Raw genomic sequence first — 24,227 nt, forward strand, 5'->3', positions numbered from 1 at the left:
ATCAGCGTTGTGGTGCGGCCTGCACGCGTTCGTCGGCGACGGAATGCACTTTCCAGCTTTCGTCGACCTTGGCGAAGGTGATCACGACCATGCGCATGACCGCGGTGCGTGGCGGATGACGCACCAGCGCGACCGAATCGTGGCGCAGTTCGAAGATCCATTGCCCGAATCGGCTCGCCTCGCCGAAGCGCCACAGGTTGGATTGGCGTAACTCGGCGGCGAAGGATTGATGCGTCTGGTCGAGTTCCAGCGCCGATACCGCCAGGCTGCGCAGCAGTTCGAGCTCGGACTCGTCCAGCACCAAGCGTTTGCCGGCGATGTCGAAGGTCGCGGATTTATCGTCGTTCATCTGAGCGGGAACCTGTGTCGATGACGGGGTGGGGCCTGCGGCAATCGGCGTACCGCAGGCCAACAGCGTGGCGCAGCACACCAGCATGGCCCCGATAGCGTCGGGTCTGTGCCTGCGAGGCAGCGGGCCGAGAGCTTTGACGGCGATGAGGTCGGACGTGTCCATCATGGGCATTTCCAGTCGGAGGTTTTCACGGTTCGCTGGCCTTTGACGTCTGGCGGTCCCGGCACGACGTCACCTTTTTGCGGCGCCCGGATCGTGCCGTCGGTCAACTTGACCTTGCCCGCGTCGGCGCCGCTGGCGATGATTTCTTCAATGCCCAGGGGATACTCGGCGGTGACGAAATCCGAGATCGCCTTGGTGTTCGGGATCGTCTTGCCGCTGGCATCGGTGGTGCGCAGTTTGGGTCTGCCCTGGAAACCCTTGTCGATCGCCCATTGCTCTGTACGGGTATAAGCGTCGATTTCCGCGTCGTTCCACGACATGCCGCGTTGCTGTTGGTGGGTGAGCTCGTGGTAGAAGGTCTGCGCAGCTCCTTCGCAACTGTCGCCGTCGAGCACGCCGATTTCCTTGGCCGCGCTGCTGGAGCTGCCGCCGGCATGGAAGGGCTTGCTGCGCCACGCTTTTCCGTCGAACTCCTGGTCCATGAAGGTGATCGATTTCGACGACTTCAATGTGGTCTTGGCCAGCAGATCGATCTTGTCTTTGTCCTGCGGGCAGAAGATCCGGATGATGCATTCCTTGGTCCAGGGGCCCTTGCTCGACGGACTGCCCTTGTGCCGGCCGTTCATCCAGAAGACGTCGTCGTGGCGAATGATCCTCCGGCCTTCGAAGCGGACCGTGGAACTGCGGGTCTTGGGCCAGCAATCGGCTTCCACCGTGCCGCTCTTGATGCCGTTGGCGCGACCGGGCGCGTCGCCGATGGTCTTGGGGGTCTTGCTGGCGTCGAACAGGACCACGTAGTGCGAATTCACCCGCACGGTGCTGGTCGGCTGCACGGTCTGCTGCAGTTTGGCGATCACCGGATACGGCACTGGCGGCACCGAGCTGCCCATCGGCGTCTTGCACACGTCAGGCGCCAGGCTGACTACTTTCCAGCCCGATTGCTTGCGCGCGGTGTAATCCTTGGCCATGGTCGGTTCTCCTAGCTCGATTCCGCGACCGGCGCGCCGACTTCGGGGCCTGCCCGCAACAGCGGCGCGGCCGGGTCGGTTTCGAAACGCGCCTCGGCGACGCGGATCTGCGCATCGCGCGGCAGGGTCAGGCGGTGGGTCAACTGCAGTGTCATCTCGTCGGTGTCGACGATCAGCGTGTCGGTCTTGAGCATCAGGGGCAGTAACGCGCCGCTGACCAGGCGCAGCAACACGAAGGCCCGGTGCCCTGGCAGATCGACCGTCAGGCCGCCGCGCGGGGTCAGCTCGGCCGGCGTCAGTTGCCACAGCTCGATCCGTGAGTCGGCCGGCAGGAACGCGATCTGCTGATCCGGCGGCGCGCAATTCCAGTAACCGTAATCGATGTCGAGCGGAACCCCGGGCCAGCGTGTTTCGAGCCAATGGTCGTCGTAGGTGCCGGCCAGCGCCAGACGCGGCGCCCAGGCGCGGCCCACGACGCCGAAACCGGCCGGCGCGCTGCCGCATTCCCGGGCGACCTTCGCCATCGCTGGCGCGGGCAGGTCGCCCTTGGGCAACTTGACCGAGATCAGTTGCCGCGTCGGCGCGTCGAGCGTTTCGATCTGCGGCGCCGGCATGCGCTTGATCTTGCCGTCTCCCGCGGCCAACGCGGCCTGGAGGTAGCGGCCGTCCATCCAGCCCTTGCCCAACGGATTGCTGAAGCAGACCTCATTGAGTGCGTGGCGCGGCGCGGTCGAACCCTCCACGTACTTGGGATTGCGCACCACGCTGCGCCCGCCGAATGCGTACTCCCAACGCAGTGGAACGCGATCGACCGGCGTGGGCGGGGTGAGCCGCCAGCCGGTAAACAGCCCGCGGCGGCGGAATTCGCGGGGGCCGGTCACGCGCAGCGTCTTATCGAGCAGGACGTGTTGGGTCGGCGCGTCCGCCCGTTGCTGTTCTGCCAGTTCGAGTGCCTGTCGCCACTGCGCCTGCTGCTGCGCGGTCAATGCCATGCCCGGACTCAGCGGACGCGGCCGCTCGACCGCGATGTCCAGCGGCGGCAGCGGCGCGCTTACCCGGATGCGCGCATCCCAGTGGCGCGCGAACAGCCCGCCGGGCGCGTGCGCATGGCCGTTGACGATCACGTCGCAGCGCGGTTTGTACGGAGCCAGATCACTTTCCTGGCGCGTGCTGGATTCGCCGGGTTCGCCATAGAACGTATCGGCGGTGACGAGTTCAAGGGCATCGCGATCCATGACTTGCGCGTTGAAACGTCCCGGCTCGCCGTCCACCGGCAGTAAACGATAGCCGACCTTCATCGCGACGACGCGGTTCTCATGGTCGTCGGGCGCCAGTGCGCCATAGCAAAGCACATCGAATGGAGTCAGATTGCGCAACAGCATCAGTGGGATCTCAGTTTATGTCGACGTCCTTGCCGTTGATTTCCACCGGCCCGGATGCGGAGAAATTGAACTTCGTTCCGTTCAAGGTGACCGTGCCGTCGGATTTCATGACCAGCACCGACTTGCCGACCCGGACGGTCAGGCTGTCGCCGACGGTGATGCTGTAGTTCTTGCCGATGCGGTCAGTGCGACTCAGGCCGACCAGTGACACCAACGCCGCACCGACGTTGCGGTTGTAGGCTAGGCCGACGTTGGTCATCTTGGCCAGGCCGACGTTCTGCATGTTGGTCATGGCGATGGTTTCGCGCTTGTGGCCGCCGATATTGAGGGTTTCGTTGTCGCCGACGTCCTCTTCGCGGCTCTGGCCGATGCTGATCTTCTCGTTCTGGTCGACGCGCTCGCTGCGGTTCTGGTGGATGGTGATGGTTTCGTTCTTGTCGACCGTTTCGGTGCGCTGGCCATGCACGGTGATGGTTTCATTGCGATCCACCGTTTCGGTGCGGTCTTGTTTGACCTGCACCGTCTCGTCGCGATCGATGGTTTTCTTGCGGTCGCGGCCGACCCAGTGAGTCTCGTCGTTCTCGACTTCGATGTCCTGGTTCTTCTCGGCGTGGATCCATAGTTGCTCCTCGCCTTTCTTGTCCTCGAAGCGCACCGCGTTGGCGTTGTCGTAGCCGCCGCCGCCGCTGGAGCGGGTTAGGATGCCGGTCTGGGTCTTGTTGGCCGGCAGGTCCCAGGGCGGCATGTTGTCCTGGTTGAACACTCGGCCGGTCAGGATCGGCATGTCGGGATTGCCGCCCAGGAATTGCACCAGTACTTCCTGGCCGATGCGGGGGACGGCCATGAAACCGAAGCGCTCGCCGGCCCAGGTAGAGGCCACCCGGACCCAGCACGAGCTTTTTTCGTCATATCGGCCTTCGCGGTCGAAATGGAATTGCACGCGCACGCGGCCGAACTCGTCGCAATGGATTTCGTCGCCTTCCGGGCCGACTACCAGCGCGCTGAGAACGCCGTAGATACGAGGCTCTTCGCTGTTGAGGTTGCGTCCGGGGCGCCACGGGATCTTCTTGCGCACCGCGGTGAGCTGGTTGGCGTAGTAGGCCGGTACGCCGCTGCTCAGATAGTTGTTGGAAGCGATGTGGTGGGTTTCGACCACGAGGAACTGACGGTCCTCTTCGGTACCGTGGTCGTGATCGTAGTGATCGCGCAACTCGAACCAGCGGCCGGGCTGCATGCGCTTGCAATTGCCCGCGGCATCGAAGCGTCTGGCCTGCGCCTCGATTTCCTCCATCCGTCGCTTGGCCAGGCTTTCGCCTTCGCCGGCGCTCTTGAACCCGTAAGCACCGGTGTGTTCGTACACCTCCAGAGCCGGCACGTCTCCCTGCTGGTTGACGGTGTTGGTGCTGGCGGCGATCGGCTTGGGATTCTTGAAATCGAAACTGGTGACCGCGTACTGGGTCGGGGTGATCTGCCGCACGGGCGACCATTCCGCCACCGCGTCCTCGTCCTGCGAACCGCCGGAGTCGTGGAAGCGGACTCGCTGTTCGCCGTCGATCGGCTTGGCGCGGGCGGAATCGTCGCCGAGCACCAGGCTGTGGCCATCTAGACGGTGTTCGTACCAGTAGTACCAGCCGCGCGATTCCCAGCGTCGGTGCAGGTAGTTGTAATCCGACTCCTCCCATTGCATGGCCTGGGTGATCGGCGGGTCGCCGCCGCCGAGCTGGAATTTGTAATCGCGCACGGCATAGTCGTCGAAGATTTCAACGGTGCTTTCGTAGACGGACTTGTCGTGGAACAAGAAGCAGTCCTTGCGCAGCCTGGAGAATGCCAGCCACGGCCCCAGCACCATTTCGTAACGCGCCCAGCCGCCGTCGGCGCGTACTTTGCGGAACTCGAAGACGTAGCCGTTGAAGTAGCGCGGGCTGCCGTCGTCGCGCGCCAGTTCGACCGTGGCCATCTTGCCGATCAAGTCCTTGGTCGGGATGCGCGCATCGTGCGATAGCAATTGGACGACGAAGCGGAAGTCCTGCGACAAGCCCTCGGTCGCATCGAGCTGGTCGACCAGCAACTGCGAAGAAGGTCCATCGCTGTTAGGAAACCGCAGGTACATGATGCGATTGGCTTGAGGGTCGAGCAGGGACCCGATGGTCCCCAGATTCGTATCAGCCATTGCCGTTCTCCCGGGGCTGGTTTGCGGCCCGCAGTACGCGGGCGACGTCCGTGTGGTGATTCGCGACGGCGATGGCCAATGCGCTGAGGCCTTCGCAATTGAGTCGTTTGCGATCGGCGCCGCGGACGAGCAGAAATTCGACCACTTCGGCGGATGAGCCCTTGGCAGCTTGCATCAACGCGGTGTAGCCACGATCGTCCTGATGGTCGATGCGGGCATGCCGGTCCAGCAGCGTCTGCAGCAGGGCGATCGCATGCGCGGGCGTGTGGAACGACGCCGTCGCGCGCAGCAGCGGCGTGTTTCCGCCTGCGTCGGCCAAGTTCGGATCGGCGCCGGCCGCGAGCAATGCGGCCACGATCGCCAGACGTGCGCGTTGTCGTTTTTGCAATAGCGCGACGCGGTCGTGCTCGGGCAGGAGCGGCTGTCCCGGTTCGGCCATGGACGAACTGACTGCGAGCAGCAACAGGGTTTCGCCGTGGTTGTTGCGCTCGTCGATGTCCGTCACCTTGGTCAGCAGCGTGAGCACGGTGTCCGGGTCGGATCGGAAGATGGCCGCGGCCGCTTCGCCGAACCATGGGCTGGAGGTGGTTCCGGTAGATGCCTGAGCATGCGTTAGCGCCCGGCAGACCGGTGTCGACGCGGCCGCGGGTCCGGCCGTTGATCGAGGCGTGGTCGAAGCGATCGATACGGCCGACTTGAGCGGCGCACTTCGCGGGGAGCATGCGATCAGCGCGATCAGCGCGATCAGCGCGGCGAATAAGCCAACGCGGCGGCGCGGCGAGTTAGCGCGGATGATGGACGGCATACGCGCCCCCCTTGCCCGGGTTCAGCCGCATGACGTCGCGTTCCTGCACGTAACGCAGTTTGCCGCGGATATTGATCAGGCCTTTGGGCGTGGCGGTGACCCACTTGCCACCGAGCCTGACCTGGGTGCTCGACCCGCTGGTCGCACCGTAGGTGTCGAGTTGGAAGTAATCGGCGAACGCCTGGGCGATGCTGGGTTTGACCGGATTGGATTCGTGCAGCGCGCGCCAGTAATAGGGGGCGTCGGCAGTGGATCTCAAATCGGTGATCCGGACACCGTTGCGATCGGTGTCGCTGTAGATCCAGTTCGGCACGGCGGCGTTGCAACCCCATATCTTGACGATCGCGCCGGGCGCGAACAGGCTGCGGATGCGCTCGCGGTAGTGCGTATACGGGCTACGGATGAGGTCGTCGGTGAAGATCATGCCGGCCTCGGTCTGCAGGGTGGTCAGGTACGACGAGCGGCCGCGCATGGCGACGCGCAGTCGATCCTGATACAGCGCCGGATCCGAGTAGCCCAGTGCCAGTCCGGAGCCAAAGGCGTGCGAATAGATATGCAGCGCCTTGAGTTTGTAGCCCAGGCGAGAACCGAACAGCAGGGCGAAGAACGCGTCCCGGCGTTCGGCCGAATGCAGGGAAATGCGCTTGGGGTCGATCGCCGACAGCTCGGTGCTGGCCAGATCGTCGGCGAAAGCACGGAAACTACCGAGGTCGCCCCCGCGGCCGTACACCACCATGGCACCTTCAGCGGACATGCGCGTCTCCGCCATCGAGCATCGTCGTATCGGGACGATGGGCGCATATCGGACAGGCTTCCAACGCGGCTGTTGGCGTGCAGTCCTTATGCGGCCGTTGCGGGCCGCGAGATAATCCCTTTGTCATTAATCGCATCCATACGACATTAATAAGGAACTGCAGGCGGACGCTGCGAGTACCGAGCGGGCCGTAAACCGTTTATAGCAGAAACATATTGGGGTTCAGCGCTTCAATGTGCCAATTGATGCGCTGCGTGTCACAAGCCTAGAGTGCTGTGGAGATTCCGTTCAGCTGAAAATACTGAATGGGCCGGTCTTTGAATGTCCACTTGCGGTCTGGTTGCGACGAGATTCGAATTTAAAGGGCGACAGGATCGGACAAAGTCCTCGCGCCGCCTGAGATTCCACGGCACTTTGCGATGAAAACAGCGGCTGCGTCCCAACGAGACAGCCGCCGATGGGAGAAGTCAATCTAATCGCGGTGGACGATCGGTGCTGTAAGAAAAGTCCGAGTTTCCTGAAGGTCGTTTTCGCGTCGACCATCGTGGATGGCGGTCGATATGCGATCCGCTCGACAGGGAGCGGCCGCGCCCGTGCGCGTTCGTTCGGCCAACCCAGCGACGGACGCTCGACTTCCAACGAAGCCATCGCATTGCCCGATGGCGGCACCCTGCTGCTGAGTACGGCGGTGTTCGCCGATCGCGACGCATCCGATCCGGTGCTCGCGGCAGCGCAGGCATGGCTGGTCGAAGGCAAGTCGCAAGCGCGCTGATTCGGTATTGATCCTGCCTTGATCCCGCACTGATCCGCGGCCGAACCCGCCGTCCAAGGCGGGGCGATCGGCGCTGAAAGCGAATCGGCCCTTGCGCCGAACACTCGTGCCCGTGGCTCCGCCCCGGCGCTCGCCGCGGCCCGGCGAGCAAAAACGTTTCATTCCTGAAATGTCCTGCCCGGCGTTGCACGCTCGTTTACTCGGGGGTGATCGGCGCGGACAGCGCATCGATCCACATCAAGGACCGGACCGGGCGCTGCTGCGTTCGGCCGAACAGCGCGCCGCGCTGAACTTTCAAGGAGAAACGCATGCCGCTGGGTCGACTGCTCAATATCAACCAGGTCCTCGCCGGCATCCGTCCGGCGCCGGCCGCGCAGCCGATCAAGCTGCCCGGCGGGATCGTGGTGCCGGCGCCGGTCGCGCCGGCCGTGGTGGTCGCCCCGCCGGCCGCCCCGCCGCCCGCCGCTGCGCCGCCTGTCGCCGCGCCCGCGCCGGCCGTGCGCGTGGCGCCGCCGTTCATTCCCGGCGCGGTGCGGGTCAATCCGGCGATCCTGCGCGCGCAGCCGGCGATCGTCGCGCAACTGGAAGGCCGCACCCTGCGCCCGCGCTTGAACGACCTGCGCCCGGACCTGTTTCCGATCAAGAGCGGCGGCGGCTTCGGTCGCGGTGAATCGCAGCACCCGATCAGCCCCACCCAGACTCCGGACGATCGTTGCCTGTATGAAAGTCCGAACAACCCGCAGCAACGTTATTGGCTGCCGCGCTATCGCCTGCGCAACGCCAACGGCCGCTACGAAGTCACCGTCGCCGAAGGCCAGAACGGCCTGTGGGCGGTGAGCCTGGGCCTGGAAACCTATCCCGCGCCGGAGATCGCCGATGCCGCGCGCACCGCGCAGATGCTCGAAGTCACGCGCGGCGCATCGGTGACCTACCGCGTGCCCGGCACCGCGATCGAACAACGCCTGCCGGCCGGCGAAGTGCAGAAGGACGCGACCGGTTGCGTGGTGATGCTGCAGCTGAGCCTGGCCGATCGCGACGGCCTGCTGCGCGCGTTCATGAGCAACGACGCGCAATGCAAGCTGGTGCTGTCGCGCGGCTTCACCGTCGCGGTGCCGTTGCCGGCGGGCACCGCGCCCGACGTGCCCAAGCGTCAGCTGATGATGGTCAAGGGTCAGATGCAGCTGGCGCGCGCGCCGCTGGAAAGCGCGCAGTTGATGTCGCGCGCGGCGGTGGTCGATGCGAGCATGGTGGCGAAGCCGGCGGTGACGCTCGATCCAGGCATCACCGCCAAGATGTCGGCCTCGCTTGAGCCGATGCGCATCGCACCGATGCGCGCGGTCGGGGTCAAGCCACCGGTGTCGCGCATTCCGATCTCGACGATCAAGGCGCGCCGTTTCGACGGCACCCCGATCATCGTCCAGCCCGAGCCGATGCCCGACGACGTGCCGCCGCCGCCCGCGCCGGAAACGCGTTACGAAATCTCCAACCAGGTGCAGGACTGGGCGGTCGCGTTGTTCTTCGAACCGCAGCTGCATCCGTATCTGTACCCGGCCGGCAGCGCCAACGGGCCGCAGGCCAGCCGCTGGGTCGTGCATGCGCTGCGCTATCCGGCCGGCAGCGGTCGCAGCCATGCGTATTTCCAGGACTTGAACGATCCGGCGCGGATCTTTTACCTGCCCGACGCGTTCAAGCTGGCGCGTCGCAGCGAAGCGCCGCATGCACCCTCGCTGGTGTTCCAGGTCGATCAGGGCGACAACGCCGAGCAGGTGATGGTCGACCTGACCTGCGAAGTGCGTCCGGTCACCGACGGCGAGCGCCTGCTCGCCGCGCGCCGCGACCTCGCCGACAAAGTGCCGGCGAGCGCGGCCAATCCCAATCGCGAATTCGAACTGCGCCTGCTGCGCGCCAAGTCGAGCCTGCAGATGGCGGTGCTGCGCAACGGCGCGGTGCGTTCGGAAACCGTGGCCGCGACGATCGACTGGGACAACGGCTTCACCGTCAACGAGCGCTTCGAGTTCAAGGATTTCCAGGACGTGTTCGGCGTGTTGATGGCCGCGTCCAATTCCAACCTGCTGCAGGGCAGCGTGGTGGTGACCACCGGCATCAACGAGAACGTGATGGTGCCGGTCAAGCTCAACTTCGCCGACATGGAGGGCGAGTTGTTCCAGTCGATCGAAACGCCCGATCCTCAGACCGGCGCGGTCGCGGTCAAGCTGCTCAACGCGACCGAGAGCAAGCTGCGCATCACCCAGCTGCCGACCTGGATCACCCGCGGCGAAGGATTGGTGGTCGGCCGAATCGAAGGCCTGGACCTGAGCCAGCCGGTCGAGGTCGAACCCGAACAAAGCCTGCAATTCACCGTGCAGCCCACCGATATCTTGAGCGGCAGCGCGCCGGCCGATGCGATCTTCAACACCGCTTCGGTGCGCAGCGTCCCCGACGGCGAGGCGATCCTCAAATACACCCTGGACGACACGATCGATCAGGAAACCTTCCGCGCCGTCACCGTAATGACCGCGCCGGAAGTGCTGGAGAACATCGCCACTGGTTCGTCCGGCGGTCCGATCCTCAACATCATCGTCGAGTTCCGCGGCAACCGCCGGGTGGTGCTGGGCGAGAACAACCAGAGCGTCGATATCGAAGTGCCGGTGCCGCTGATGGACATCCTGTTGCGCAAGGACAGCGAAGGCTTCTACGAATACCGCCAGACGGTGGTGTACAAGTCCGGCCAGAAAGCGCCGACGACGCCGTGGCGCCGCGACGATGCGGGCGTGTTGTTCGTGACCGCGGTCTGAGCCATGTCCTTTTCCGGTCATCCCGATTGGCGCGCGCCGATGCAGATCGGCGAACGTATCGCCTACGCCGCTTACGATCGGCCCGGCGCGTTCGCGCTGCCGCCGACCCAGTTGTCGGCGCAGACGCTCGACGAAACCCCACCGCTGCGCCTGGACATCTTCCAGCAGGACCGCGGCAGCGCCGGACTGGAGCGTTATTCGATTCTGTCGTTGGCGTTCGCCGCGCAGTTCGGCCTCGACGCCGCGCGTCAGGCCGCGTTCGACGCCGCGCAGAACGTGCGCCTGTCGCCGCTGCCGGTCGAAGGCGGCTGGCTGCGTTTGAACGCGGTGCAGGCGCTGGACTTGCCGGCATCGCTCGGCGAATTGCTGCCGCTGGACGCGGCGAGCCTGGGCTCGATGGGCCTGGCGCTGCGCATGGACAGCGCGGCGACCGATCTGTTCGTCGCCGCCCTTCAACGAGGCTTGCTCGCGGTCAGCGCGCAAGCCTGGCTGCGGGTGCGCGGCGTCGCCGATCGCCTGCCGCTGACGATGAGCTTCGATCCGGCCGCGCTGTTGGTGGCGATCAAGTCGCTCGGCAGCGGCGCGACCACGATCGATCACGCGTTGCTGCGGCAACGGCTGATCGACGCGCCGCAGACCCTGGGCCTCGGCCTGGCGGCGAGCTCCGGCGACATCCTCAAGCAACCGCTGGCCGACGCGGTGCTCGATCGCATCGTCGCGCGCTTCGCCACGCCGCAGCCGTCCGCGGCCGATGCGCCGACCGGTGTGCGCCTGGTGTTCGACGAAGCGTCGATGCGCGGCGGCACGGTGCAATGGAATCTCGTCGAGCCGCTGCTGACGCCGCGTTTGTTCGTGATCGAGGCCGATCCGCTCGGTCCGCTGCGCAGCCTGCCCGGCGGCGAACTGCACGACAGCGTGGTGCGCCGTCACGACGTGCGCGCGCTGGCCAGCGGCTGGCGCACGGTGACGGTGCGGCCGAACCTGCCGCAGCGGCGCATCGGCGTGGTCTCGACCCAGGTCGAACTGCAACTGCCGGCCAAGCCGCCGGCGCGAATGTTCACGATCAAGACCAGCACGCCGTTGGCCGCGTCGGATCGTCCGATCACGGTCGATCTGCGCCTGAGCCCCAAGGAAGCGCTGAGCTATCAATGGCAGACCACCGCGGTCGTGCTCAGCGACGGCCGCGCCGAATCGATCAAGGGCCCGGTACGTAAATCCGAGCGCGAGCATCTGCTGATCGACGCCGAGGATTTCGGCCTGCGTTTCGTGCCGATCGAAGCCGAGCCGGCGTTTCTGGCCCAGGCCGACGTCGAGGTCGAATGTGTGGGCACGCGCAAGGGCCGGGCGTGGTCGGTGCGCGGCATGCTCGACGACGTGTCGCCGAGCCTGGCGTTCGCGATCCCGGCCGATGTCCAGGATGCGCAACTGCGCGCCAGCGCGCGTTCGCGCCAGGACGGCCGCAGCTGCGCGATGGCGCCGATCGACGCCGACAGCCTGCGCCTGGACGCTTTCAGTTTCGAAGGCGCCGGTTCGCGCGAACTCGAAGCGGTCTGCGAATTCGACGACGCCGCAACGCAGGTTCTGATCGAAATCGCGCCGGAAGACGGCACCGAGCAGCCGGCACGACGCCGTCTGCTGAAATTCACCCGCAACACCCCACGCGCGCATTGGACCTGGCTTGCGCTGTCGCCGTTCCGCTCCGGCTATCGCTGGCGCTGGACCGCGCAGTCGCCCTGGTCGGACGTGCTGCAACCCGATACGCCGCTGCGACTGCACAGCAGCGACGCCTCAAGGACGAACAACGGAGCAGGGACATGAGCTCGAGCGAAAACACCACCGCCGACAGCGGCGACAGCTACGAAAACCTGCGCGGCGTGCTGGTCGCGCCGGGCGACCAGGCGACGACCTGGTATTACCGCGCCGCCGCGCCGGCGCTGGCGACCGACGCCAACGGCCGCGTCCAGTTCAACATGATCAATGCCGGGCCGATGACGATGTTCGCCTGCACCGGCATGTGGGGCGTGGCGACCGCGACCTTGGACGCGGTGCGCGCCGATCTGGCCGCGCGCGCCGGCGTGGCGGTGGCGCAGTTGAATCTGTTGCCGGCGCCGGTCGAAGTCGGCGAAGTCAGCCTGATGCTCGGCGACGGCCAGGGCGCGTATGTGCAACTGGGCAAGACCCGTTCGTCGGGCGCGCCGCCGTACCACGCCGCGTTCAACATCATGCTCGACGCCGATCAGGCCGGGCGCGTGCGCAAGGCCTTGAGCGGTGAGCGCGGCTGGCTGGAGTTGCGTTACGCGATCACCGCCGCCGCGCCGACCCGGCATACCGCGAGTACGACGACAACCGACGCGATCGATGTCGACGTGTCCTTGCGCGCCGACGGCGAGCAGGCCGATGCGGGCTTGAGTCTGCGCAGCCAGGTCAGCAGCTATGCCGAACGCGGCCAGCAGCAACAGCAAACACAACACGTATCGGCGGATGCCGCGGACTGGGGATTGCCCAAGCCATGAACATCCGATCTTGATCGTGTCGCGACCGGTTGTGAGCTGAGCGAACGCCGCCACCGGCCGCGCTGCGAATCGTAAAGGCGCGATCTTGCGCCAGCGGCGTTTGCCGCGCGATGCAACGCAAACGCCCGCGACCGGTGAATCGGTCGCGACGCTAGCCGTCTCTTCGGCAACGACGATGTGGGTCTCTACCAGGCCCGCAGCGGGCGAGTATTGCCTTGTGGTTTTGTTGGAAAACAGCTGAAAAATAGCACTTTTAACGTGTCCGGTACGAAGCGGTGGTGGCGTTCTAAAGATTCGAACCGCACAACGTTCGCCCGCGGAACATCGTCGCTGTAAGCGCGCAAGCCAAGGCGCGACGGAATCAAACGAACTCAGGATTTATCAGGATAAGGAGCAAGTCCATGCTTAAGATCGACAACGTTGACACCATCCTCGACCACGTGGTTTACGGCGACGATGCCAACGACTTCACCTACTACATCATGCCGAACACGCCGAATTTCGCGCGCATGGCCAGCGGCGGCCTGGCGCTGCGCTTCGTCGAGTACGGCCAGATCCGCGAGGATGGCGGCAAGAAGTTCGGCGGCTTCATCGCCTTCGACACCGAACTGGCCGTCGCCGCCGACGTGCAGACCAAGATCACCGCCGAACTGCAGAAGAAGCTGGCCGAGAAGTACAAAGGCAAGAACGCGCCCAAGGTCGCGATCGCGCCGGTGACCTGGACCGACGGCACCGTCGAGCTGCTGCTGACCGAGGGCGGCGCGCTGGTCGAGAAGATCCGCGGCGCCGGCAAGCCGTCGATCTACGGCAAGAACGTCGCCTCGTTCATGGTCGAGCTGACCGAACTGGGCACGGCGATCTTCAAGGAAACCCTGAGCACCGGTTCGGCCTCGGCGGTGCAGGTCGTCTACAAGATGAACTGCTACATGCGTCTGCCGGAAATGAAGGCCTGGGGTACCTGGAACGCCTCGGAGTTCTACAGCTTCTTCCAGGACATCAACACCGAAGACAACGTCTGGCGCGAAGACAGCTACACCGAGGTCATCAGCTCCAGCCGCTGGAAGAACGACATCACCAAGACCCACTTCGAGTTCGTGCAGGCGCCCAACCTCAGCGCCGAGGACAACGCCAAGCTCGAGGCCGACATCCGCGCGATCATCAACAAGCAGCTCGAAGCGGCGGTGCAGCGCAACTTGCTCAAGGAAATCGCCGACGTCGATCCGAACACCAAGGATCTGCGCGAAGAGCAGGATATCGAGGACATCCGCCGCACCATCAACAAGAGCCAGATCGCCAACGTGCGGGTGGAGTGGAGCGAGGCCAAGGCGGTCATCGTCAACCGCAACCCGCAGGGCATGCTGCCGACGATCACTTCGCTGACCGACGACAAGAAGAAGCCGCTGAAGTGGGAGGACTACTACTCCAAGATCAACCTGGACGAGTTCCTCAAGACCGTGCAGGTGGTGATGCGGGTCAACGCCGACTTCGCCAACCTGCCGATCCACAGCGTCGAGGTCAAGATCCGCTATCCGTACGGGCCGAACAAGAAGGTCCAGGAGTTCGTCTTCACCAAGCCCGACGACGTGGCCAAGTTCGAAGCCTTCGTGTTCGAGGGCAAGCGCGACTTCACCTATCAGGTCACGGTCAATTACAAGGGCGCGACGTTCAAGCAGGTGTCGGAGGAGATCAAGACCGACGACACCAACCTGACGATCAATGTCGACGATCTCGGCGTACTGGCGCTGGACATCGGCCCGGGCGACATCGATTTCGCCCAGGTGCCGCGCACCCAGATCACCGTGCGCTACAAGCACGGCAAGCAGCCGGTCGAAGCCAAGTTCAACATGACCGCGGCCACGCCGAACTTCGCCCTGCGCAAGATCATCGGCACGCCGCGCACCGAAGACATCGACCTGGAGTTCCTGTACACGCTGGCCGACGGCCGCCAGGTCAAGAAGCTGGCCAAGCAGCAGGCCAAGGAACTGTACGTCGACGATCCGTTCTCGGCGTCCAAGACGGTCAGCTTCCGCGCCGCCGGCGATCTGTCCGCCGAGATCGCGTCGATCACGGTCGAGGCGAGCTACACCGACACCGCCAACAAGTACAACCAGAAGACCATCGTGACGCTGTCCAGCGACATGACCTCGTTCGACTGGACCTTCCCGGTGGTCGACGAAACCCTGGGCGAGGTGAAGTACGCGGTCACCACCTTGTTCGCCGACGGCACCAGCAAGGAAGAGAACGAGAAGGTCGCGACCCGCTCGACCATCATGGTCGGCAAGAAGCTCGACGCGCTGGAAGTGGCGGTGGTGCCGGACCTGCTGAACTGGGACGAGCTGAAGATGGTCAGCGTGGCGCTGTCGCACGGCACCAAGCGCATCGATCTGCGCTTCAAGCCCGGCGACGAGGAAAAGAGCTGGAAGCTGCCGCTCACCGACGGCGAAGAGCCCGAGTACAAGGCCACCATCACCTACTTCCTCACCGACGGCAAGCGCAAGGTCGTGGGCCCGGAAACCAAGACGGATCTGTCGCTGTTCCTGGAACTTCCGGCTTGATTCTGCCGACCTGATTCAAGCAGCACGACCTCAGCCGCAAGCGCGGCGGGCCCGGTCATCGGGCCCGCCGTCGCCAACACTTATCACGCTTGACTCGGAAGGAGTCCGATCATGCTTCTCCTCGACAGCCGCACTCGCGAGATCAACGGCATCTCGGTCTTCCCCGACCATGCCGATCCCGAGCAGTGGTATTACATGCCGCTCAATCCGCACCTGACCACGGTGCGCGACAAGACCCTCGGCGTGGATGTGCCCCAGTTCCTGCTGATCGGTTTCCGCGGCGACGCGGGCACCGGCGGCTTTCTTAATTTCGACTGCAACCTCGGCGCCACGCAGAGCCAGATCGACGATCTGGCCCGCGAGATCGCCAACTCCGAAAACCTGCGCAACAAGCCGCGGATCGCGCCGGTGCCGCTGGAAGACGGCGGCGTCAAGCTGATGATGCTCGGCAAGGCCACCGGCGATGTCGCTCCGACCGCCGGCCCGGGCCCGCAGTTCGTGCTCAAGATCGACCAGTCGGCCAAGCCGGCGCTTTACGGCGCCAACCAGGCTTCGTTCTCGGTGCGTCTGGATCAGGACGGCTACACCGTGATGGAGCAGTGCCTGGAAGGCGAGATCCTGCCGGTGGCGGTGATCTATTCGCTGGATTTCCTCGGCCTGCGCCCGGCCTACAACATCAGTCTGAAGATCGATTGGGACCGTGTGCAAAAGCACATGGACGAAAGTTTCTCCGGCGGCAACATGTTCTTCTCCACCGAGATCGGCAGGGCGGTCGACGAGCTGGTCGAAAGCCGCGCGATCGTGCTGGAGGCCGACACCTTCGTCGCCGAAAGCGAGGACACCAAGGGCATTATCGACCGCCGCGACGCCGCCCTGGCGCAGGTGCGCAACATGATCACCGATGCGTTCTTCCAGGCCAGCCTGCCGCCGTGGACGCCGGAGAAGAAGTCCGATTTCGAACGCGGCCTGGATGCGCTGGGCAAGTTCGCCAGCCAGTCCTCGGCGATGGCCGCCGGCGGTCCGATCGGCGCGCTGATGCCGAGCTTCAGCTACAAGCGCATGGACTACACGCGCATCGACAAGAAGAAGCTCAACGTCAATTTCTCCGAGCGCGTCGCGGTCAAGCGTTCGATCTATCCGCAGGGCCACCTGGCGGCGCTGTTCAAGACCATCCGCGAAGGCAACGTGCCGCGCGACCGCCTGGTCAAGCAGATCAGCCTGGACAACGATTTCTTCAAGAAGCGCCGGGTCAAGGTGATTTCGCGCGCCGACCTGGCCGCCGACGACATCGGCAGCCTCAACGTGCGGGTGCGCTACGGCGACAAGGCGCAGAACGCGCTGCTCGGCGCCAGTCAGGGCGATGCGAGTTTCGAATGGCTGAGCCAGCTCGACCGCGGCCAGATGAAGCGCGAGGTGCAGGTCGAGTACGAGGTCAACTTCAAGGGCGTGGACGCGGCCGAGCGGCCGACCAAGCTTAAGTCGAAGGTGCAGACCTACGACGTGGAAAACGTCGAGATCATCCCGCGCGACCTGTACACGATCAACACCGTGCCGGTGTTCGCCGAGAACTTCCCGTGGGAACGCTACAGCTCGGTCGATGTGTTCCTGCGTTATCGCGACCCGGCCAACAAGATCAATCAGAACGATCTGGTGCGGCTGACCAAGGAGTCGCAGTCGGGCGCATGGAAGATGTTCATGCTCGACCAGAGCAAGACCGCCTATGAAGTGCGCATCGTCTTCCATGGCATCAGCGGTGGCGACACGGTGCGCGACTGGACCACGCTGGACGAGCCGCAGGTGTCGATCCGCAACCCGTTCCAGACCCGACGGGTGGTGCAGGTGGTGCCGAACTTCAACTGGAACGAGGTGCAGGAAGCCTTCGTCGATCTGCGCTACGTCGACAAGACCAACGGCGTGCAGGAAGAAATGCAGATGTCGTTCCAGGAAGGCGCGGCCGCTCAGACCTTCGCCGTGGACATGCGCAATCCCGAGATCAAGGGCGTGTTCTACAGCGTCAGCATCCTGTACAAGGACGGGCGCGACATCGAGGAGATTCCCGAGTCGGTGACGAACGGCAATCGCATCATGTTGAAGGCCGGCATGAAGGGACGGCGCATCGTCACGGTCAAGCCGCCCGCGGATTTCGCCAAGCGCAAGATGCGCAAGGCCAAGGTCTCGCTGCGCTTCGAGGACTTCGCCGGCGGCCTGTCGTTCGCCGAGGATTTCGAGTTCACCGACGGCCAGGCCTCGGGCGAGTTCGAATACGACTACCTCGACCCGGCGCGCATGCGCTACGAGTACAAGGCCAGCTATCTGCTCGAGAACGGCACCAACAAGGCCGGTAATTGGGTGGCCAGCGATGCGACCGATCTGGTGTTGAAGATGGCCTGACGCGCGCTGCAACAGCCGGTCTGGCGACGCTCTCGGTCCGTCATCCCCGCGAAGGCGGGGATCCAGAGACTTCAGAGTCATGTCGCGATGGAGCCCTGGATCCCCGCCTTCGCGGGGATGACGGGACGGAAAGGACGGCAGCGGCGGCGTTACGCATACAAGGAAATGTTTCCCTCGCGCGGTGCTCTGCACGTCGGGAGTTCACGATCTACAGGAGTTCGTCATGCTCAGTCTCGAAAAGCCGCTTTCCATCGACGGCATCACCGTGTTCCGCGACCACGCCGACAAGGGCCAGTTCTGGTACCTGCCCGGCCCGGTCACGCTGGCCACGCGTCAGCCCGATGGGCGCAAGGAATTCAGTTTCCTCAAGTACCGCGTCGCCGATGCCACCGCAGCCGACAAGGGCGGCGGCTTCGTGATGTTCGTGACCACCTTGCAGCTGTCGTCGTCGATGGAGTCGAAGATCATCGGCCGGCTCAACGCCGAACCGGGCGTGCAGTTGCCGGTGCGGCTGACCTGCGCCACGTTCGAGGAAGGTTCGGTGCAGTGCATCGCCTTGAACGCGCAGGGCGGTGGCGGCACCTCGGCGCAACCGGCCGCGCCGGGCACGTTCAACGCGGTCGAACACATTCTCGGCGCGACCGTGCCGTCGATGGACGCGGCCAATCGCGCCGCTTTCAGCCTGAGCCTGTCGTCGGAAGGCGCGACGATTCTCGAATCCGCGCTCAGCGACGGCATGACCCCGATCGGGGTGATCTACAACTTCAAGTACCTGGCGATGCGGCCGGCGTTGAAGGTCACCATCACCGCCGACTTCGAACGCATCTACAACCATTTCAGCGTCAGCCTGGAAGGGCAGTACGCGTGGTTCAAGGCCGGCATCGACGCGGCGTTCGAATCGCTGGTGCAGAACGGCGTGATCGATATTCAGGTCGAGGCGTTCACCGACGGCGACGACAAGCGCGACCAGGAAAAGTGGGCGCTGGATTTCTTCAAGAACGATCTGCTGACCAAGTGGTTCGAACCGACCCTGGTGCCGGGAAAGCTGGCGACCGATGCGGCCCATGCCGGAACCGGTACGGGCACAGGCACCGGAACCAATCCGGGCGGCACGGGCGGTACCGGTGGCGGCACGGGCGGCGGCACTGGTGGAACCGGTGGCGGCACGGGCGGTACGGGTGGCACGGGTGGAACCGGTGGAACCGGTGGCGGCACGGGCGGCACGGGTGGTGGCACCGGCGGAACCGGTGGCGGTACAGGTGGTACGGGTGGCGGCACCGGTGGAACCGGTGGCAGTACGGGCGGTACGGGCGGCAGCACCGGTGGAACCGGCGGTAGCACGGGCGGCACGGGCGGAAGCACCGGCGGAACCGGTGGCGGCACGGGCGGCACGGGCGGAAGCACCGGTGGAACCGGCGGCAGCACGGGCGGCACGGGTGGAAGCACCGGCGGAACCGCGCCCGGCGGCTTCAGCGGTACCAGCGGCGCCAGCGGCGGCGGCGCGACTGGTGGCAGCAGCACCGGCACGGGCGGCACCACCGGCGGCACCGGCACCACCACGCCGCCAGCCCCGCAGATCCAACCGGCCGCGCTGACGGTCGAATCGCAATCGCCGACGCCGCTGCCCGCGGGTCAGGCGGTCACGCATACGCCGGCCGCGAACGGCCTGGCCGAAACCATCACCGTGACCGGTGCCGGCGCGGTGGTGAAGGTCGACGGACAGACCGTCGCCGCCGACGCGCAGGGCCGGGTCAACCTCACCGTCAATCCGGCTTCGGAAAAACTCATCGAAGTCGAATGGCCGGCGGCGACCCAGGAACAGACCTTCGGCCTGTTCTTCGATTTCGACAAACCCGCCGCGAGCGGCTGGATGATCAATCCGCCGTCGACGCAATACCGCGCCTATGTCGAGAACACCACCACCGATCCGCGCTATCGCGACGCCTCGGGCACCTTGCGCATCGAAGGCGACGGCAACTGGACCGGCACCGAACGTGGCGCCGATCGTCTGGCCGCGTGGGTGCGCAGCCTGCCGGCGCCGCGCAACGTGCGGCTGGAAGCGTACGCGAGCCACGAGCATGCCAACAACGCCACCGAAGCGCAGCGCGTGACTTACAACCGCGCGCTGTCGCAGCGTCGTCTCGACGTCGCCGCGGCGGTGGTGCGCCGCGCCGGCGGCAACTTCACCGTCACCCCGGCCAACGCGCACGGCGACGTTCCGGCGAGCAGCCGGCCCGGCACGCATTCGACCATGGGCGGCGATCCCGACAATCGCGTCGTCCACGTGATCGGCCAAGTCGCCGGCGCCACGCCGAGTCGTTGGCGCGGCCGTCTGCGTCGTCCCGCGTCGGTCACGCCGACTCCGACTCCGACGCCTACGCCTACACCCACGCCGACGCCTACACCGACTCCCACTCCGACCCCGACGCCCACACCAACTCCGACTCCGACTCTGCCCACACCGCCGACCGCGGTCAGCCTGTCGCTCAAGCTCAAGTTCGTGCATCAGGAAGAGCGCAAGAAATTGACCCTGCGCTACAACCGCGCCGAGGCCACGCGCCGCACTTACGCGCCGCAGGGTTTCTTCGGCCTGATGCTCGGCGATCTGCGCGACAAGTCGAAGTACTTCAAGGAAATCGATCTCGACGATCCGTTCTTCCGTCAGTTCGCGGTCGAGGCGAGCATGCCGATCGCGTTCGAACCGATCGATCTGAAGTCGGCGCAGGTCGCGCTGGACTACGGCGACAAGAAGAAGCCGCGCGATCACAAGCACGCCGACTTCGTGTTCACGCCCGGCGAAACCGGAGTCAAGCGCTTCGAAGCGTTCATGAACGAGACCCGCGACATCGGTTACGACGCCGCGTTCCAATACCACTTCGATCCGCAGTCCGACTGGGCCGCCGACCGCAGCTCGTACACGATCCCGGCGGCCAAGACCGAAGACCGCACCTTGTTCGTCAACCCCTACGAGCACGTCGAGTTCCGTCAGATCACCGCGACCCCGGGCGACATCGATTGGGAAGTGGTCGAATCGATCGACGTGAAGTTGCAGGCGCGTGGCTACACCACGCCCGAGCCCAAGACCACGTTGACCCTGACCAAGACCTCCGGCCCGAAGACCTGGCGTCTGCGCGGCGCCAAGCCGGCTCCGGCCGATCGCGGCGTGACCTATCAGGTCATTCAACGGCGCAAGGGCGTGAGCCAGGCCGATCCGGCGTCGCCGCCGGTGGAAGTCGATGTGCCCGAGTTGATCGTGCACGACAGCTTCGAGGATGCGCTGCAGCTCGAGTTCATCCCGGTGTTCGATCCGGCCATGGTCAAGCGCGTCTACATCGACGTGAAGTACGAAGACGGCGCCTATAAGCGCAACGAACGCATCGAGATGGCCGGCAGCCAGGCCGACCCGGTCAAGCTGCGCATCGCTTTGAAGAACGCGGACAAGCGCAAGTTCCGTCGCCGCTTCACCTTCGTCGGCATGCAGGGCCAGTTCGATCAGCGCGCCTGGGTCGACGAAACCGAAGAACTGATCGCGGTGCAGTGACATGAAGAACGCCGCTTACGTGATGCCGTTCGAAGTCACCGGGGCGTTGCCCGCGCCGGTCGCCGCGACCTTGCGGCGGCTGCGCGCGGTGCTGCCGGCGCAGGCCGATGCGGCGCAGGCGATGTTGGAACGCGTGCTCGCGCCGTTGGCCAAGTCGATCTGGCCGGAAATGGCCTGGCGTTTCAGCAGCCTGACCAACACCGGCGTGCCGGTGGAGTTCGCCTGGACCACGCGCGAAGCCGCGGTGCGCTGGACCGCCGAAGTCGCCGCGCCGGAAACCGACGACGGCGAACGATTGGCGATCGCCGCGCGCGCATTGGACTGGCCGCTCGATTCGTCGCCGGCCGATCTGGCGATGTGGTTCGCGCATCAGCGCGATTGCCGCTTGAAATTCGGCGCCTGGGCGTCGGCGCGTCACGGCGACGGCACCGCGACCAAGTTGTACGCGGATCTGCCGTCGGGCCGCCTGCCGGCGGCGTGGCAAGGCCGTCACCCGGTGCTCAATTCGACCTTGTTGTTCTGGCGCATGGCCGGGGTCAATCCCGATGGCAGTGTCGAGTTCTATGCGCGCGCTCACGACCTCGATCTGAGTGGGCTGGCGTCGCTGGCACAGACGGTGCTCGGCGATGCGACGCCGATGATGAGCCAGTTGGCGGCGTTGATGCCGGGCAGCGATCTGCCGCGGCCGTCGGGCCTGAGTCTGGCCCTGTCGGCGAACGGCGAACCGCGGGCGCTGACCTGGTTCACCTTCGCCAAGGCGATCTACCGCGACGATGCGCAGGTCGCCTCGGTATTGCGCGGCTTAGGCAGCGACGTGTCGGCGCGGGTGTACGAAGCGTTGTCGTCCGGTCCGGACGACGGCCGCTGGCGTCACGGCATGATCGGCGTGGGCGGCGATATCGCCGGCAAGGCCTGGGTGCAGTGCGGGGTGCGGCCGACTTGAGTTTGCGAGGCGATGCGATGCGCCCGGCGGGCATCGCGATGTGGTATCGATGAAAGCGCAAAAGTCCGGCGAAACCTGCAAACGACCATAAAGACGAAAGGCCCGGCGCAATGCCGGGCCTTTGTCGTCGCAACGTTACAGCGATGTAGAACATCGCATCGATCGGTACGAAACCGACCGATGCGACGCCTCAGTTCTTCGGCGCGTAACGCAGGGTCACGAACCACTCGCGGCCGGGCTGGTTGTAGTACGACACGGTCTCGTATTCGCGATCGAACACATTGGCCACGCGTGCCTGCAGGCTCAGCGCATCGCTGATCGCGTACTCGGCGCGCAGGTCGAAGGTGCCGTAACCACCGACGCGGGCGCTGTTGCCGACATCGTCGTAACGCGAGCCGTAACCGACCGCGGTCGCGCCGATGCGGAACTTGCCGAACGCGCGATCCAGGTCGATGCGGCCGCTGCGCTTGGCGCGGCGCGGCAGGTCGTTGCCGCGGTAGAAGCCGACCCGGTTCTCGGTGTCGAGGAAGCTCGCGCTCGCCGCCAGGGTCCATTCGGCGAAGGTGGTGTCGATGCCGATCTCGGCGCCGCGCATGCGCGCGCGTTCGATGTTGTTGGGCAGGTTGATCGCCGAGTCGAAGGTGATCAGCTGATCGACGCGGGTATCGAAGCCATCGATGCGCGCGTTGAAGTTGTCGCCGCGGTAGGCCAGGCCCAGCTCCCAGGTCTTGGATTCTTCCGGCTTGAGATTGGCGTTGCCGAAGAACGGGTAGTACAGCTCGTTGAAGGTCGGCGCCTTGAACGCGGTGCCGTAGCCCACGGTCACGCGCCAGCGCTCGGCGAAGCTCAGGCCCCACGCGGCGCCGCCGGTGGTGTGGCCGCCGAACTGCTCGTTGTCGTCGCGGCGCACGCTGGCTTCGAACGACTGGTTGCCGAAGCGGCCCTGGTACTGGACGAAACCGGCCTTGTTGTCGCGTTCGAGTTCGTCGTACACGGTGTTGCTGTCGACCCGGTCGCGCAGCCAATCGAAGCCCGCGGTCAGCGTATTGCCTTCGAAGAGATTGAAATCGGCCTGCAAGGTCGCGCTGTCGCGATCGGTGTTGAAGAAGCCGATGCGCTGACTCGGAGAAACGCTGTTGGGAAAGGCGTGGGGGCCTTTGAGATCGTAATTCTGCGAGCCGTCGACATTGCGGCCCGCGCTGAGCTGCACATGCACCGTATCCGACGGACGCCAGTCGAGCTTGCCGCCGATCACCTGCTGCACGGTCTCGGAATAATTGCCGAAGTCGCCGTCGTAGGCGTTCTCGCCTTCCGCGCGCAGCGCCTGGCCTTCGATGCTCCACTGATCGCTGATCTCGATGCCGCCGCGCAGCGACAGCGAATGGCTCTCGTAGCCGTCGCGGTCGGGTTCGTCGGTGAAGCAGCCGGCGAACACCGGGAAGCCGGCGCCGCGGCAGGCGTTGATGCCCTGGGTCTTGCGGAAGCTGTAGTCGGCGCCGAACCAGCCGCGGCCGCTGCGTCCGCCGAAGCCGGTGCCGAATTCGATGGTGCCGTTGCTGCCGCCGCCGACGTGCATGCGCGGGGCGAAGCCCTGCTGCTCGCGGCGGGTGAACACCTGGATCACGCCGCCGATGGCGTCGGCGCCGTACAGGCTCGAACGCGGGCCGCGCACGATTTCGATCCGGTCGATCAGTTCCAGCGGCAGGTCCTGCAGCGAGGCCAGGCCCGAGGTCGGCGAACCGATGCGGATGCCGTCGACCAGCACCAGCACGTGGTCGGACTCGCTGCCGCGCAGGAACAGCGTGGTCAGCTTGCCGGCGCCGCCCTGGTTGGCGAGGGTGATGCCGGCGCGGCCGCGCAGCAGATCGTTCAGATCGCGCGCCTGGCTACGCTGGATGTCGGTGCGATCGAGCACTTCGACCGGGGTCAGCAGGTCGTTGACGCTGACCGCGGTGCGGTTGGCGGTGACGACGACTTCGTCCAGATCGGTGGCCTCGCCGGCGGGCGCCGCGGCCGCGACGGTCGGCAGCGCCAGGGCGATGGCGAAGGAAAGATTCAGGGCACGCAGACTTGCAACCGGCATGGGGGAGCTCCAGCGCGCGCGCCGTGGCGCACGCGATTACG

Annotated in this window: 14 protein-coding genes; 7 read left to right on the top strand and 7 right to left on the bottom strand. The window is 65.4% G+C overall.

All coding sequences use genetic code 11. From position 1 onward, the window contains the following. Position 1: 1 nt before the first annotated feature. Genes ASD86_RS22365 through ASD86_RS22390 form a run of 6 tightly spaced genes read right to left on the bottom strand, consistent with a single transcriptional unit; the run spans position 2 to position 6,608 of the window. On the bottom strand, positions 2 to 517 hold the full coding sequence (locus ASD86_RS22365) for a hypothetical protein (protein WP_157477021.1): 516 nt from the start codon (positions 515 to 517) through the stop codon (positions 2 to 4). After that, on the bottom strand, positions 514 to 1,482 hold the full coding sequence (locus ASD86_RS26205) for a DUF4150 domain-containing protein (protein WP_082578626.1): 969 nt from the start codon (positions 1,480 to 1,482) through the stop codon (positions 514 to 516). The genes ASD86_RS22365 and ASD86_RS26205 overlap by 4 nt, the downstream gene beginning before the upstream one ends. A gap of 11 nt (positions 1,483 to 1,493) precedes the next feature. Then, the gene (locus tag ASD86_RS22375; protein WP_056116056.1) at positions 1,494 to 2,864 is read right to left on the bottom strand and encodes a DUF2169 domain-containing protein; all 1,371 of its coding nucleotides are present in this window, start codon (positions 2,862 to 2,864) and stop codon (positions 1,494 to 1,496) included. Positions 2,865 to 2,874: 10 nt separating this feature from the next. Further along, the gene (tssI, locus tag ASD86_RS22380) at positions 2,875 to 5,034 is read right to left on the bottom strand and encodes a type VI secretion system tip protein TssI/VgrG (RefSeq protein ID WP_056116059.1); all 2,160 of its coding nucleotides are present in this window, start codon (positions 5,032 to 5,034) and stop codon (positions 2,875 to 2,877) included. Further along, complete coding sequence (locus ASD86_RS22385) at positions 5,027 to 5,839, bottom strand: ankyrin repeat domain-containing protein (RefSeq protein WP_082578627.1); 813 nt, start codon at positions 5,837 to 5,839, stop codon at positions 5,027 to 5,029. Before ASD86_RS22385 ends, tssI begins: the two co-directional genes overlap by 8 nt. After that, complete coding sequence (locus ASD86_RS22390; RefSeq protein WP_056116065.1) at positions 5,817 to 6,608, bottom strand: hypothetical protein; 792 nt, start codon at positions 6,606 to 6,608, stop codon at positions 5,817 to 5,819. Before ASD86_RS22390 ends, ASD86_RS22385 begins: the two co-directional genes overlap by 23 nt. 1,065 nt (positions 6,609 to 7,673) lie before the next feature. Between ASD86_RS22390 and ASD86_RS22400 the strand changes: the two genes are divergently transcribed. The 7 genes from ASD86_RS22400 to ASD86_RS22430 all read left to right on the top strand — a co-directional run bounded on the left by ASD86_RS22400 (position 7,674) and on the right by ASD86_RS22430 (position 22,103). Further along, entirely contained in the window at positions 7,674 to 10,160 is a 2,487-nt protein-coding gene (locus ASD86_RS22400; protein ID WP_056116071.1) for a hypothetical protein, read from the top strand. A gap of 3 nt (positions 10,161 to 10,163) precedes the next feature. Further along, positions 10,164 to 11,978, top strand: a complete 1,815-nt coding sequence (locus ASD86_RS22405) for a hypothetical protein (protein ID WP_056116074.1) — start codon at positions 10,164 to 10,166, stop codon at positions 11,976 to 11,978. Beyond that, positions 11,975 to 12,673 carry a hypothetical protein gene (locus ASD86_RS22410; RefSeq protein ID WP_056116078.1) on the top strand — a complete coding sequence of 233 codons (699 nt, stop codon included), beginning with the start codon at positions 11,975 to 11,977 and terminating at the stop codon, positions 12,671 to 12,673. The genes ASD86_RS22405 and ASD86_RS22410 overlap by 4 nt, the downstream gene beginning before the upstream one ends. 401 nt (positions 12,674 to 13,074) lie before the next feature. Further along, entirely contained in the window at positions 13,075 to 15,228 is a 2,154-nt protein-coding gene (locus tag ASD86_RS22415; RefSeq protein ID WP_056116082.1) for a hypothetical protein, read from the top strand. 111 nt (positions 15,229 to 15,339) lie between these two features. Continuing rightward, positions 15,340 to 17,619, top strand: coding sequence for a hypothetical protein (locus ASD86_RS22420; protein ID WP_056116084.1), 2,280 nt, complete (start codon positions 15,340 to 15,342; stop codon positions 17,617 to 17,619). 223 nt (positions 17,620 to 17,842) lie between these two features. Then, positions 17,843 to 21,160, top strand: coding sequence for a hypothetical protein (locus tag ASD86_RS27560; RefSeq protein WP_200957291.1), 3,318 nt, complete (start codon positions 17,843 to 17,845; stop codon positions 21,158 to 21,160). Between the two features lies 1 nt (position 21,161). Then, positions 21,162 to 22,103, top strand: a complete 942-nt coding sequence (locus tag ASD86_RS22430) for a hypothetical protein (RefSeq protein WP_056116087.1) — start codon at positions 21,162 to 21,164, stop codon at positions 22,101 to 22,103. Between the two features lie 190 nt (positions 22,104 to 22,293). Here ASD86_RS22430 and btuB read toward each other — a convergent pair whose 3' ends face one another. Further along, a complete protein-coding gene (btuB, locus tag ASD86_RS22435) occupies positions 22,294 to 24,186 on the bottom strand; it encodes a TonB-dependent vitamin B12 receptor (protein WP_056116090.1) in 1,893 nt (630 codons plus the stop codon). Positions 24,187 to 24,227 lie beyond the last annotated feature (41 nt).

Source organism: Lysobacter sp. Root690, assembly GCF_001427785.1.
Taxonomy (GTDB): domain Bacteria; phylum Pseudomonadota; class Gammaproteobacteria; order Xanthomonadales; family Xanthomonadaceae; genus Lysobacter.